This window comes from Nostoc sp., assembly GCF_036917575.1.
Lineage (GTDB): Bacteria > Cyanobacteriota > Cyanobacteriia > Cyanobacteriales > Nostocaceae > Nostoc.
Genome location: NZ_JBALDC010000072.1, coordinates 91,269 through 104,589, shown reverse-complemented (window position 1 = coordinate 104,589; position 13,321 = coordinate 91,269). Strand labels below are relative to the sequence as shown.

At 40.4% G+C, this 13,321-nt stretch carries 12 protein-coding genes and 1 pseudogene; 10 read left to right on the top strand and 3 right to left on the bottom strand.

Annotated features, from left to right (window positions below; translation table 11 throughout):
- Positions 1-73 precede the first annotated feature (73 nt).
- From trmD to argH, 7 genes are all read left to right on the top strand, one after another.
- On the top strand, positions 74-817 hold the full coding sequence (gene trmD / locus V7K79_RS21455) for a tRNA (guanosine(37)-N1)-methyltransferase TrmD (RefSeq protein WP_335050193.1): 744 nt from the start codon (positions 74-76) through the stop codon (positions 815-817).
- 17 nt (positions 818-834) lie between these two features.
- Entirely contained in the window at positions 835-1,317 is a 483-nt protein-coding gene (gene ispF / locus V7K79_RS21450) for a 2-C-methyl-D-erythritol 2,4-cyclodiphosphate synthase (RefSeq protein WP_335050191.1), read from the top strand.
- 5 nt (positions 1,318-1,322) lie between these two features.
- The gene (locus tag V7K79_RS21445) at positions 1,323-3,122 is read left to right on the top strand and encodes an ABC transporter substrate-binding protein (RefSeq protein ID WP_335050189.1); all 1,800 of its coding nucleotides are present in this window, start codon (positions 1,323-1,325) and stop codon (positions 3,120-3,122) included.
- A 101-nt stretch (positions 3,123-3,223) separates the two neighbouring features.
- Positions 3,224-5,017, top strand: a complete 1,794-nt coding sequence (locus V7K79_RS21440) for an ABC transporter substrate-binding protein (RefSeq protein ID WP_335050187.1) — start codon at positions 3,224-3,226, stop codon at positions 5,015-5,017.
- A gap of 75 nt (positions 5,018-5,092) precedes the next feature.
- Positions 5,093-5,881, top strand: a complete 789-nt coding sequence (larB, locus tag V7K79_RS21435; RefSeq protein WP_335050185.1) for a nickel pincer cofactor biosynthesis protein LarB — start codon at positions 5,093-5,095, stop codon at positions 5,879-5,881.
- 107 nt (positions 5,882-5,988) lie between these two features.
- On the top strand, positions 5,989-6,195 hold the full coding sequence (locus tag V7K79_RS21430; protein WP_335050183.1) for a hypothetical protein: 207 nt from the start codon (positions 5,989-5,991) through the stop codon (positions 6,193-6,195).
- Positions 6,196-6,299: 104 nt separating this feature from the next.
- Positions 6,300-7,685 (top strand): argininosuccinate lyase, encoded by a 1,386-nt coding sequence (gene argH / locus V7K79_RS21425; RefSeq protein WP_335050181.1) that lies wholly within the window; start codon positions 6,300-6,302, stop codon positions 7,683-7,685.
- 272 nt (positions 7,686-7,957) lie between these two features.
- Here the strand turns inward: argH and V7K79_RS21420 are convergent, their stop codons facing one another.
- A complete protein-coding gene (locus V7K79_RS21420; protein ID WP_322697982.1) occupies positions 7,958-8,122 on the bottom strand; it encodes a hypothetical protein in 165 nt (54 codons plus the stop codon).
- A gap of 726 nt (positions 8,123-8,848) precedes the next feature.
- Between V7K79_RS21420 and V7K79_RS21415 the strand changes: the two genes are divergently transcribed.
- From V7K79_RS21415 to V7K79_RS30050, 3 genes and pseudogenes are all read left to right on the top strand, one after another.
- On the top strand, positions 8,849-9,343 hold the full coding sequence (locus V7K79_RS21415; RefSeq protein WP_335050179.1) for an NUDIX hydrolase: 495 nt from the start codon (positions 8,849-8,851) through the stop codon (positions 9,341-9,343).
- A 294-nt stretch (positions 9,344-9,637) separates the two neighbouring features.
- Positions 9,638-10,462, top strand: coding sequence for an alpha/beta fold hydrolase (locus tag V7K79_RS21410; RefSeq protein WP_335050177.1), 825 nt, complete (start codon positions 9,638-9,640; stop codon positions 10,460-10,462).
- Between the two features lie 148 nt (positions 10,463-10,610).
- Positions 10,611-10,817: pseudogene (locus V7K79_RS30050) on the top strand (ISAzo13 family transposase); the annotation flags it as partial.
- 66 nt (positions 10,818-10,883) lie between these two features.
- On the opposite strand, the gene V7K79_RS21405 reads toward V7K79_RS30050, so the two are convergent.
- Together V7K79_RS21405 and V7K79_RS21400 are read right to left on the bottom strand one after the other, a co-directional pair.
- Entirely contained in the window at positions 10,884-12,098 is a 1,215-nt protein-coding gene (locus V7K79_RS21405; protein WP_335050175.1) for a Caspase domain-containing protein, read from the bottom strand.
- A 280-nt stretch (positions 12,099-12,378) separates the two neighbouring features.
- Complete coding sequence (locus V7K79_RS21400) at positions 12,379-13,224, bottom strand: pantothenate kinase (protein ID WP_335050173.1); 846 nt, start codon at positions 13,222-13,224, stop codon at positions 12,379-12,381.
- Positions 13,225-13,321: the final 97 nt, after the last annotated feature.

Here is a 13,321-nt window from a genome sequence, read left to right as displayed (position 1 = left end):
TTAACCCAACCTTGGCTTGCTGGTGTTTGCTAGACATTCAATTTAAGATTAGTGTCCTCGAATACGAATAACTGTGCGCTTTGATATAGTTACGCTTTTTCCTGACTGTTTTAACTCTGTTCTCAATTCTGGGCTGCTAGGTAAAGCCTTAGCCAAACAGATTGCCCAAGTGCATCTGATTAATCCACGGGACTTTACCACTGACAAGCACCGAAAAGTAGATGATGAACCCTACGGCGGCGGTGTTGGGATGCTCATGAAGCCAGAACCTATTTTTACCGCCGTGGAATCGCTGCCGATTCTACCCCGAAGAGAAATAATTTTGATGAGTCCACAAGGTGAAGCAATTAATCAACCTCTTTTGAAAGAATTAGTGACAAATTATGACCAGTTAGTAGTTATTTGTGGGCATTACGAAGGAGTAGATGAGAGGGTACTACATTTGGTAACTCGTGAAGTATCTTTGGGCGATTTTATTCTGACTGGTGGAGAAATTCCAGCAATGGCTTTGATTAATGGTGTAGTGCGTCTAATACCAGGAACCGTCGCCAAAACTGAATCCCTGACAGCAGAAAGTTTTGAGGAAGGGTTATTGGACTATCCCCAATATACTCGTCCGGCGAATTTTCGCGGCTTGAAAGTGCCTGATGTCTTGCTCAGTGGGAATCATGCAGCGATCGCCCGGTGGCGTTACGAACAACAAATTCAAAGAACTCGCGATCGCCGCCCCGATCTGTTGGAGAAATTGAAGCAGGGGGAGCAGGGGAAGCAGGGGAGTAGGGGAGCAGGGGAACAGAGAGAGAATAATAATTTTTAACTCCTGACAAATGACAAATGACAAAAATTCGTATTGGTAACGGCTACGATATTCATCAATTAGTGAGCGATCGCGCTTTGATTTTAGGTGGAATTCAAATTTCCCATGAACTGGGTTTATTAGGGCACAGTGACGCTGATGTGTTAACGCACGCGATTATGGATGCCATGCTTGGAGCATTATCTTTAGGAGATATTGGTCATTATTTTCCGCCCAGCGATCCCCAATGGGCAGGAGCAGATAGTTTAGTACTATTAACTCAAGTAAATCAATTGATTCGGGATCAAGGCTGGCAGATAGGAAATATTGACTCAGTGGTAGTAGCAGAACGTCCAAAACTAAAACCGCATATTCATACCATGCGCAACAAACTAGCGGCTGTTTTAGAATTAGAACCAAATCAAATTGGCATCAAAGCTACCACCAATGAAAAATTAGGCCCTGTTGGACGTGAAGAAGGCATCTGTGCTTATGCTGTTGTCTTGCTTTTGAAACAATAAAAATTATGAAATATTCTCCAATTTCTAACACAATTAAGCGTTTTTGTTTATCAATAATTTTAACGTTTGCAACAGCACTTACACTTACTGCCTGCAATCCATCTAACTTTAAAACTGCGGCTGCACAAGTTCCCCAGTTGGTGATTTCTACTACGAGCGACCCTAAGACTTTTAACTACGCCCTTATTCAAGAATCTCCCAATATTTCTGGTTTCACTTATGAGGCATTAGCTACTCAAAATGGAATAACTAAGGAAATTGAGCCAGCTTTGGCTGAATCTTGGGAAGTTTCCCCAGACAAACTGCGGTTTGTTTTTACCTTACGAGAAGGATTGAAGTGGTCGGATGGTCAGCCATTAACAGCTGATGATGTCATTTTCTCTTTCAATGACATCTACATGAACAAACGCATTCCCACTTATATCCAAGATGCTCTCAAAATTGGCAGCAGTAAGACTTTTCTCAAAGTCCGCAAAGTTGATGATCGCCGAGTAGAATTTATTCTGCCAGAACCGTTTGCTCCCTTCTTGCGATCGATTGCAGCAGGTGTGGGAATCCTACCTGAATATGCCCTACGCGCAGCAGTGGAAGCTAAAAACTCTGACGGTAAGCCAGTGTTTATGTCCACTTGGGGAACCGACACAGATCCGAAAAAAATTATTGTTAATGGCCCTTACGCAATCGAGAGTTATTCAACCAATCAACGCGTAACATTTCGGCGTAACCCTTATTACTGGCGCCAAAAAGATGCACAAGGAAAACAACTGCCATATATTGAGCGTATAATTTGGCAAATTGTGGAATCGCCTGATACAGCTTTGCTGCAATTTCGTTCTGGAGGGTTAGATGTACTAGAAATTGGCCCTGGAAGTTTTCAATTGCTCAAGCGTCAAGAAAAACGGGGTAACTTTACTATTAAAAATGCTGGGCCTGACTCTGGGACAAATTTTATAACTTTCAATCTCAACAAAGGTAGTCGCAATGGCAAGCCTGTTGTAGATCCCATTAAATCCCGCTTTTTTAACAATGTTGCTTTTAGACAGGCTGTCGCCTACGCTATTGATCGCCAAACGATGATCAATAACACTTTACGGGGATTAGGTAAACCGCAAGACTCTCCAATTTCTGTTCCCAGCCCCTATTATTTGTCTCCAAAAGAAGGTTTAAAAACCTATGACTACAATCCAGAAAAAGCTAAACAACTTTTACTAGGAGCCGGATTCAAATACGATAATAAAGGTCAGCTGTTAGACGCAGATGGCAATCGAGTCCGCTTCACAATCATGGCTGTTGCTGGTAATAGACCTACAATCACACCGAAAATCCAACAGGATCTCGGCAAGATAGGGATTAAAGTAGATTTACAATTTATTGACTTCAGTATTATTGGAGAAAAAATCTCTAACACTCTAGATTGGGAATGTTGGTATGGAGCCATCACTGGTGGTATTGAGCCACAAGATGGTTTCAATGTCTGGTCTGTAGAAGGTAACTTTCATGTATTTAATCAGAAAGCTCAAGCCGGACAATCCCCAACAGTAGGTTGGAAAGCTACCGATTGGGAGCAGAAAATTGAAGACCTTTACATCCAAGGGGCTAGAGAGTTCGATGAAACAAAACGCAAAGCTATCTATGGAGAAACGCAACAACTCTCACAAGAGTATCTGCCTTTTATTCACTTATTCAATTCTCTGGCTTTAGTAGCCGTGCGTAATACTATTGAGAACGTAAAATACTCGGCGATAGGAAGTTACAATTGGAATATTTATGAACTAAAAGTAGTAGAAGATAAAAAAGCTAGTTAGTTTTCATGTGTTATCAAGACGGAACTTCATAAATATCAGGTTCGGTTAAACACTTATAATACCTGTAGGTTGGGTTGAGGAACTATTTGTGTATTAAAAGTATGAAGTTTTTTAAAAAAATATTTCTTGCAATTAAACGTTTTTGGTTGCCAATAATTTTGACTTCAGCAACAGCACTTACACTTACCGCCTGCAACCCAGCGAACTTTAAAAGCGCAGCTGCTCAAGTACCGCAACTCGTAACCGCAGTTTTGAGTGAGCCTTCAACTTTTAATTATGCTTTAAATGAATCAGCATATAGCGTTTTTAGCTTCATTTATGACTCATTGATTAATGAGAATCCCCTAACCACAAAACTAGAGCCTGCTTTAGCAGAAGACTGGGAAGTTTCTGAAGATGGTCAACGGATTGTGATCACTCTGCGAGAAGGAATTAAGTGGTCAGACGGTCAGCCAATGACTGCTGATGATGTTGTCTTTACTTATAACGAAATCTACCTCAACCCCAAAATTCCCAGTTCTACCAAGGATGCCTTAAAAATTGGTGATAAGGGCACTTTGCCAAAGGTCAAAAAAATCGATGAGCGCCGAGTTGAATTCAGTATACTAGAACCTTTTGCTCCTTTTTTAAGATATGTAGGTGCTATTCCAATTATGCCAGTCCATGCTTTACAAAAAGCAATTCGCACAGTTGGATCTGATGGAAATCCTAAGTTTCTCTCAATGTGGGGAACAGGCACTGATCCGAAACAAATTGTTGGTAACGGCCCATATATCATGGAAAGTTACGTTTCCAGTCAGCGAATTATATTTCGGCGTAATCCATATTACTGGCGCAAAGATGCTCAGGGTAATTCTCAGCCTTACATTGAGCGAATTGTTTGGCAAATTATTGAATCTACTGAAAACCAGTTGATTAGTTTTCGCTCTGGGCAGTTGGATAATTTAGAAGTTCCTCCTGAAGGTTTCAGTTTGCTCAAGCGAGAAGAAAAACGGGCGAAGTTTAAAATTTATAATGGTGGCCCAGGTACAAGTACTAGTTTTATTGCTTTCAATCTGAGTAAAGCAAAGAATTCTCAGGGTAAACCTTTTGTAGACCCAATTAAATCTATATGGTTTAATAAAAAGGAATTCAGGCAGGCTATAGCCTATGCCCTCGACCGCGAAACGATGAAAACAAATGTTTATCGGGGACTGGGTGAACTGCAAAATTCATTTGTTTATGTCAAAAGTCCCTACTTTCTTTCTCCAGAAAAAGGGCTAAAAGTATATAATTACGAACCAGATAAATCGAAGAAATTACTGTTACAAGCTGGTTTCAAATATAATGACCAAAATCAGCTTTTAGATATTGATGGTAACAGAGTTAGATTTACACTCTTAACGAATTCGGAAAGAAAAGTTAGAGGAGATATGGCATCCCAAATCAGGCGGGATCTCGCTAATATTGGGATTCAAGTAGATTTGCAAATTCTCAGCTTCAATTCCTATCTAGAAAAACTCAAAGTTACGCATAATTGGGATTGTTACCTGGGAGGATTTGCTGAAGGCGGTATTGAACCCCACGGCGCTAGCAATATCTGGAGAACTGCTGGTGCATCCCACGCATTTAATTTGGGGCCACAACCGGGAGATCCACCCATAATTGGCTGGGAAGTTTCCGATTGGGAAAAGCAAATTGACAGCCTTTATATTAAAGGCGCACAGGTATTAGATGAAAACAAGCGCAAAGAAATTTATTATGAATATCAGCGCATCGCCTCAGAACAGTTGCCGTTTATTCATTTAGTGGAGAGGTTGAATTTGCAAGCAGTGCGCGATCGCTTCCAAGGAATTCAATATACTGCTCTTGGTGGGCCATTTTGGAATCTTTACGAACTAAAAGTAACTGATTAGGAATGGGGAATGGGGAATGGGGCATTGGACGACTGAATAAATGACAAAGAACAAAAGACAAAGGGCTAATTACCAATGACCAATGAAAAAACTTTGCGATCGCTCTTAGAAGCGGTTGCCAATGGTAAAGTTACCCCAGATACGGCATTAGACTCACTCAAAGATTTAGCTTATGAATCTGTAGGTGAATTTGCCAAAATTGACCACCATCGCCAACTCAGAACTGGTTTCCCAGAGGTGATTTGGGGGCCTGGTAAAACTCCCGAGCAAATTGCTCAAATTATGGAAGTGATGCGCCTCCGTAACCCGGTAGTGATGGCGACTCGCATCGAACCAGCAGTTTATGCCGCACTACAATCAAAAGTTAGCGGTTTGCGATATTACGAATCGGCGCGAATTTGTGCGATCGCTCCCCCAATTATAGAACCACAATTTGCAGGTGAAATTGGCATTCTTTCTGCTGGTACTGCCGATTTACCTGTTGCTGAAGAAGCGGCTGTAACTGCTGGACTTTCTGGTTTTCGCGTCCAGCGCCTCTGGGATGTCGGTGTTGCTGGGATTCATCGTTTGCTGAGTAACCGCCACTTGATTGAATCAGCATCGGTGTTGATTGTGGTGGCGGGGATGGAAGGCGCTTTACCTAGTGTTGTTGCAGGTTTAGCGAGTTGTCCGGTGATTGCCGTACCTACCAGCATTGGTTATGGCGCAAGTTTTGGTGGTTTAGCACCGCTATTGACAATGCTTAACTCTTGTGCTGCGGGAGTAGGTGTAGTAAATATCGATAATGGTTTTGGTGCAGCAGTTTTGGCGGGGCAGATTTTGCGGACTGCCGAGAAATTGCGGTTGGCATCGACTGCATCTTGAGTTAAGACATTGAAGTTATATCCAAATATTTCAGTAAATATCAGTAATTAATCTAAATAATAAACTGATGCTGAAATTTGCCACCCCTAACTTCTTAATCACCAAAGATGAGCAATTACAGCGATTTGATATCTCAGTTAGTTTGGCATTTGCCTGTAAATTTGACAGCCCTAGCACAAACAATCACCGATCCAAACGTTATGGGTCAGATGCAAAAAGCTTGGAGCCACTTTATACAAACAGGTCAAGTGTGGGCATTGTTGATTGGTTTAGTTATTGGCTATATGATTCGGAATCTAACTAGCTACGGTTAAATTTAAAAGTTAAGAGTTGAAAGTAAGGGGTGAGAAGTTAGGAGTGAGAAACTCATAATTCCTCACTCTTAATTCTTAACTCTCGCCTACTCTTTTCATAATTTATGACTGAAAAACAAACTTGGAGCCAGCGGTTTGAATCAGCATTGCATCCAGCGATCGCTCGTTTTAATGCCAGTATAAGTTTTGATATTGAATTAATCGAATATGACCTCACTGGTTCTCAAGCTCATGCCAAAATGCTTGCTCACACAGGTATCATCTCTCCAGAAGAAGCAGAGCAACTGGTTGCCGGTTTAGAACAAATTCGCCAAGAGTACCGCCAGGGGAAATTTCAGCCTGGTGTCGATGCTGAAGATGTACATTTTGCTGTTGAACGCCGACTGACAGAAATTGTCGGCGATGCGGGTAAAAAGTTGCATACAGCGCGATCGCGTAATGACCAAGTTGGCACTGATACCAGACTTTACCTCCGCGAACAAATCCAACAAATCAAAAGCCAATTGCGAGAATTTCAAGGTGTTTTACTAGATATAGCTGAAAAGCACGTTGAGACTCTGATTCCTGGTTATACCCACCTCCAACGCGCCCAACCTGTGAGTTTAGCTCACCACCTCTTGGCATACTTTCAAATGGCGCAACGCGACTGGGAACGCTTAGGAGATGTTTCTCGCCGCGTGAATATCTCACCTTTGGGATGTGGTGCTTTAGCGGGAACTACTTTCCCTATTGATCGCCACTACACAGCTAAACTATTGAATTTTGACGATATTTATGCTAACAGCCTCGATGGAGTGAGCGATCGCGATTTTGCAATCGAATTTTTGTGTGCTGCTAGCTTGATTATGGTTCACCTCAGCCGCCTTGCAGAAGAAGTGATTCTTTGGTCGTCTGAAGAATTTCGCTTCGTCACCCTCAAAGATAGCTGTGCTACGGGTTCCAGTATCATGCCCCAAAAGAAAAACCCCGATGTCCCAGAATTGGTGCGGGGAAAAACGGGACGTGTATTCGGTCATCTCCAAGCGATGTTAGTCATCATGAAAGGCCTACCCCTGGCATATAACAAAGACTTACAAGAAGATAAAGAAGGTCTATTTGATAGCGTTAACACAGTCAAAGCCTCACTAGAAGCGATGACAATTTTGCTCAGGGAAGGCTTAGAATTTCGTACCCACCGATTAGCATCGGCTGTAGCAGAGGATTTTTCTAATGCTACTGATGTAGCAGATTATCTAGCAGCACGGGGCGTTCCTTTCCGGGAAGCTTACAATCTTGTGGGTAAGGTGGTAAAAACTAGTATTGCCGCAGGTAAACTCCTAAAAGATTTGAAATTGGAGGAGTGGCAACAATTACATCCAGCATTTGCAGCAGATATTTATGAAGCGATATCTCCCCGTCAAGTTGTTGCTGCCCGCAATAGTTACGGAGGAACTGGCTTTGTACAGGTAAACAAAGCACTCGTAACTGCCCGTGCTCAAATTGCTCAATAGAGGGATTGGAGAGTGGAGACAAGGTGACAAGAGGTAAGAACTTGCAACAAGTTTTTCCTCCGTCCCTTGCGCGTCTCCCTTTAGGAGAAGTTTTAATGCCTACGGTAGGCTGCGCCAACACTGGAAGCCAGCACTCAGACTTCTTTCCTTGTCCCCAATTCTCAAGAGTCCCCTTGTCCTCTTCCCAATGCCCAAAAATAAATAAGGGCGTACAAATAAATGTGCGCCCTAAAAGGTAAATAACCTAAACAATAAGGATTTAGGCAGGCAGCTTATTCAGTGTCAGCTGCTGCTGCGCCTTCTTCTTCCTCATTCTTTGGTGGTCTTTGTTGGAACCTTCTCTGCATTCTTCCTGTCGTAGTCCGTTTACGAAACTTTCTGGCATACGCCTGGTTACGTAGCGCCTTTTCTTTTTTCGGGTTACGGCGCTTGGCCATGTTCACCTCTATTAATAAACAACAAAAAAGTACCAACTAGGCATCACTTAGGCAATATTAGCTACCAATGTTCTTGATATACTTTTAGCCTAGTGCAGCAATGAATACGCTTTAAACAGTGTACTAGTATACCGCATTTTACTTGGCTTTGTCAATATAAATTTTGAATTATCCCCGCTAGCAAGACGAAAAATATCTTTTCTTAAATTCCATTGTGTCAAATAGATTGCAAATTAGCTCATTAGTTGTTGTTCGGGAAACAAACCAATATTATCAAGAATATAATTCAGGGGTCAGTCATCAAAATTCAGGAGGCATAGATTAATTTAAGCATGAAGTTTAATATTTGATTGAATAGTTTTCAATTAAGTGGAGGTCTCAAACTTTATTTAATTAATTGCCTTTGATAAATTCAGAATTCAGAATTTTGACTTATTATTCATATTATTTTTAATATGTACTGAAAAACTGCGATAGCTAGTTTCAGCAGCACTAATGCTAGCTATAAACTGAAAATTTATCTGGGTAAATAAATATTATGTATATATAAAGACAGTACCTCTATTTAAACTTGATGTTAGAATCGATAGTATTCTACGTAAATCGTGAGAATAAAATCTCAAACCATAAACATATTTGTATAAAACAAAACTCAATAAAATCTTTATTCGTTGAGTCTATGTAAGTGGTGGAGAACTATAGAATACAACACATAAATTTTGAAGATTGAACGTTATTGCTTTTTTTCCGGCAGCTGTCGAGTCCACACGTAGCTTATGGCGGATTGGACAAACAGTACTGGGTATAATATTTCGTCATCCCATTACTGGCACTAGTATTATCCCAATTTTACCCGATGGTCGGATTGTACTGATCCGGCGGCGCGACAATGGTCTTTGGTCATTGCCTGGAGGGATTGTAGATTGGGGAGAAGATGTTCCCAATACAGTCCGCCGGGAATTGATAGAGGAAACCGGGCTAGAATTGGTGAAAATTAACCGTTTAGTAGGAGTTTACTCTGCACCAGACCGCGATCCCAGAATCCATTCAATTTGTATTGTGGTTGAAGCCGAGGTGCATGGGACAATGGAGATTCAAGACACTTTAGAAGTCATGGAAATCCAAGCTTTCTCTCCCAGTTTACTACCTTCAGGAAAGATGTCTCACGACCATACTCGGCAGTTGCAAGACTACTTGAATGGCTTGACAACACTGGCATAACAATATTTTTTAATTGGTCATTAGTTATTAGTCCTTTGTCATTTGCCGCCAAAGTTAGGGACTTCTAAGTAAAAAAATATTCAATCGCAGAGGGACGACTTGGGGACAAGGGGACAAGGAAGAAGGAAGTCTAGTTGAGTAGACAAATTGGATAATTTATTTTTTGGAGTTACCTTATGATCTCAGGAAGCCTTGGCTCACACTTCTCTTTTTGTAATTTATCCAGAACTAGTTAATAATAACCAATGACTAATGACTATTTATTTTGGTGCTAAAAGTTAACTACTAAATAAAATGGATACACTATTCCGTAACTCCCGGAGAAAGCTCTCTCAAGGGCTATTATTCTGGCGTGAAGTCGGTGAAAAAACTCCTATAATTTTTTTACATGGTGCTTGGAATGAGAGCAGTCAATGGTTATCTGTAATGGAATTTCTTGCACAAGATTTTCATTGTTTTGCACCTGATTTGTTAGGGTTTGGTGAATCAGAAAATCCTAATATCTACCATTCGATAGATTTACAAGTTGAGTGTCTTGCTGAATTCTTGCAAGCTTTGAAGCTAGAAAAAGTATATTTAGTAGGGCATTCTCTTGGAGGTTGGATTGCTGCTAGCTATGTTTTAAAGTATCCAGAGAAAGTTGATGGTGTGGTACTGCTAGCACCAGAGGGCGTAGAGATAGCTGGACTTGAAGAGTATTGCCAAAAGATGCGGCGATTATTGAATTATCCACCACTAATAGTGAAATTTTTGCGATCGCTAACTCCCTTGACTAAAATCGTGGGTTGGCATGAAAAAATTGCCCAGGACTTGCGGCTGCGTCAGACGCTTTTGCCATATCCTATCGGTTGTCAGTTACTTTTTAAACGTCAACAAGCAGAAATTGAGGCGGAATTACTGCAAAAGCAGCTTTATATGATAGATGTGCCAGTTTTTATTTTACAAGGTGGGCAAGATACGCCAGATGCTTTAGCCAAGAGCCGGGTTTATGCTCAACTAATGCCGAAAGTCGAGTTGAAAATGATTGCTCATGCCGGAAATGACTTACCAGAATCTTCTGCTGAAGTTGTAGCAATCGATATTCGAGAGTTTATTAAGAGAACTCCACAGAATGATTGATCTTACGATCGCAGATAGATAATTTCAGTATGCAGCCTACCTCATATAGCAATCCGATTTGATTCGGAGAATTACTCGTAGAGACTGGGGACTGGGAAAAAGCAATAAAGGTGTACTGAGTTTTTTCACGCAATCAAATATAAGTCCTATATCTTTGAAATCTATCATTCAACTCACCAATCACCTAAAATCTCTGTATATCAAAACAGCCAAAAAACTCAAGCGAAGCAACTGACGACAATTCATGTTAGAAGTGGTGAAAGGTTTGGGAATAGATGGACAGACTTTAATTAAATGGGAATTAGGATGGAATAGATGCACTATTGATAAAGCGATGCAGGAGTTGGAGAGTGGTCATCTTGCAAGTTTTTGATTATATCTTGGCTCAATGCTATATAAACTATCAGCTGTTTTAGTTGATTTATTTTTTCCAAGAACCACTCTCGCACTTTACCAACCGTTTGAGTATCGCAATATCTTTTTGATTACCAGAAGTACGGATTTGCTTTTCAACAGCAATGTCAATCAGTTCCATCTTCAAGCGTTTAAAATAAGCCTGCTGTTCGTCGATTTTAATTTTGTTACTATCTATATTTTGTAGAACTACAAAAATAGGTTTTTGTTTGTCTAAATTAAACTTTTTCACTAAAGAATCGACTACATAGCGCTGTTCAGGGCGAGCTGTCTTTAAAATTTGACTAATTGGTTGAGTAAGAATTGTCTTTTCCTGCGTTGGAAAAACTTTGTTCTGCAACCAAGCCTCAGAAGTAGATATTGGTAAATCCATCGATTTCTCATCCACCTTAGCAAAAGCATGAGCTTCGGCATAAGTAATTCGTCCATCTTGATTGTAATCAGCAGAACTCACTGTTTTCCCTGTGCGATCGCGTCCACTCAAACCTGCAAAGAAGCTAGAACTATAATCTCGATAGTCAGCCTCATTTACCTCTGGCGTACAGCCGACTGAAGGTAAACTTTTAATCGTTGCAAAGAATCCACAACGTGTTTGAAGTGCTACAGGACGTTTGGGATTTCCCTCTTCATAGATAAAATTAGCAAAAGAGCCAGAAAAACATTGAGCCATCATTGCTACAACAGGTTTCTCTGATGGCATTTTATCTAGCATTTGAGAAAAATGCTTGACACTCAGCGGTTGTTCATTCCACAACATAAAATAATTGTTATCTAGGTCTTGTGTATTTTTGCCTCCATGTCCTGTGAAGTATAAAAACGAAACTTTAGAACTTTTATGTTGTCCTAACTGCTGGAAATAACGCTCTAAGTTATTTAAAGTAGTAGCACCTTGAAGGTGGGGAATATTTGGTCGTTTAAATTGCTGTCTTCTTTGCTGGTCAATATAGCGCACAGAGGCTTGACCATCGTTACCATTGGCAAAGAAAATGGATGCAACTTGCTTTGGATTGTACCCCATGAATTGTAGGGTACGCTGAAAGTAAAGTACATTTTTCTCTAAAGCGATTTCGTTATAAGAAGGCGCACCACCACCACCTACAACTAAGAAATTTGATTTTGACTGCAAGCTTTGACAACTATGAGTTGGTTGTAGACTTACTCCACTAGAACCTGGAACTGCAATTAGCAAGCCACAGGTAAAATTGACTAATAAGCGGCGCATTTAGTGTTTATCCTGTATTATTGAACTTTCAATTTTAAAGCAACAAATTGTTTGGTCAAAACGGTAGGGTTTTTATCAAAAATTCGATAAACTATCACCGACAAGTACTATTTAAGTAACTTACAAAAAATAAATTATCTCAAATTGTTTGTAGATTTTTAGGTGCGCAAAACCTTACGTCCCTATAATAGTATAATTTTTTAACTGGAAGTTCTTAATTTTATTTTATCCATACCATAAACTGTCTGCTTATCTTGCGATCGCGCCAATATTTTGCCATTTACTTCTCACCCATTACTATTTCACACATTCCCCAAAAAATTAAATTTGGTTCCACAATTAAAGGTGCTGCAATTTTAGGATATAAGGCTTGCAAATAGTTTAGTAATAAAGTGCGATCGCCCCCTTTAAGCGTAATCTTCCCATTAGGAAATAATTGCAACCAGGCTTCAATAAAATCTTTAATTCCAGCTATTAATGTGTAAATAACCCCGCTTTGAATAGCCTCTGTTGTATTCAGCGCAAAACGTGATGGTAAAAATGTTAAAGTTGGCGTTTCTAGAAATGGTAATTGTCCTGTTTGTTGACCAAGAGTTGCAAATTGCAAACCTAATCCTGGCAAAATTGCACCTCCAATTAGAGACTTCTTAGCATCCGCAGCCGTAAAAGTCAGCGTTGTCCCAGCATCAATTACCAACATAGGAAAACCCCACCTTTTCCCCGCACCCCACAAAGCTAAAGCACGATCAATTCCCAATGTGGGATACATACCTATTAGTGGTATCTGGTCTAAGGTAATAATGCGAGTGTTTGGGTAAGTTTGCCAAATAGCAGTTTGACTGGGAACTACGGAGGCGAGAAAAAGAGGGCAGGGAGGCAGAGAAGCAAAGGTGCAAAAGGGTGGAGTATTTGTGAGAAAATTACTTTGTTGATCGGGTAGAGAAATTGCTAGTAATAAATCATACAGGGTTTGACATTCAACTAAGTGTTGGATGACAGACTCAGAAAGATAGTCGGTATCCCAAGCTGAGTAAAACGTCTCGCCTACAAACAATGCCCAATGCAGCCGAGAATTACCAATTTCCAAGGCTAACCAAATTTCTTCTATGTGCGTTTGTGGTTTCACACTTTTAACTTTTTTAAGTTAGCTAGAGATTTTTTAATAAAAATTAACATTAAAACCGTGTCACAATAAACCTAGAGGAACAAATACTCATTGTGTC

What these genes read in the sequence shown, in the direction of transcription:
- ispF (WP_335050191.1), top strand. Translation starts at nt 835, where the DNA reads ATGACAAAAATTCGTATTGGTAACGGCTACGATATTCATCAATTAGTG.
- V7K79_RS21445 (WP_335050189.1), top strand. Translation starts at nt 1,323, where the DNA reads ATGAAATATTCTCCAATTTCTAACACAATTAAGCGTTTTTGTTTATCA.
- V7K79_RS21440 (WP_335050187.1), top strand. Translation starts at nt 3,224, where the DNA reads ATGAAGTTTTTTAAAAAAATATTTCTTGCAATTAAACGTTTTTGGTTG.
- larB (WP_335050185.1), top strand. Translation starts at nt 5,093, where the DNA reads ATGACCAATGAAAAAACTTTGCGATCGCTCTTAGAAGCGGTTGCCAAT.
- V7K79_RS21430 (WP_335050183.1), top strand. Translation starts at nt 5,989, where the DNA reads ATGAGCAATTACAGCGATTTGATATCTCAGTTAGTTTGGCATTTGCCT.
- argH (WP_335050181.1), top strand. Translation starts at nt 6,300, where the DNA reads ATGACTGAAAAACAAACTTGGAGCCAGCGGTTTGAATCAGCATTGCAT.
- V7K79_RS21420 (WP_322697982.1), bottom strand. Translation starts at nt 8,122, where the DNA reads ATGGCCAAGCGCCGTAACCCGAAAAAAGAAAAGGCGCTACGTAACCAG.
- V7K79_RS21410 (WP_335050177.1), top strand. Translation starts at nt 9,638, where the DNA reads ATGGATACACTATTCCGTAACTCCCGGAGAAAGCTCTCTCAAGGGCTA.
- V7K79_RS21405 (WP_335050175.1), bottom strand. Translation starts at nt 12,098, where the DNA reads ATGCGCCGCTTATTAGTCAATTTTACCTGTGGCTTGCTAATTGCAGTT.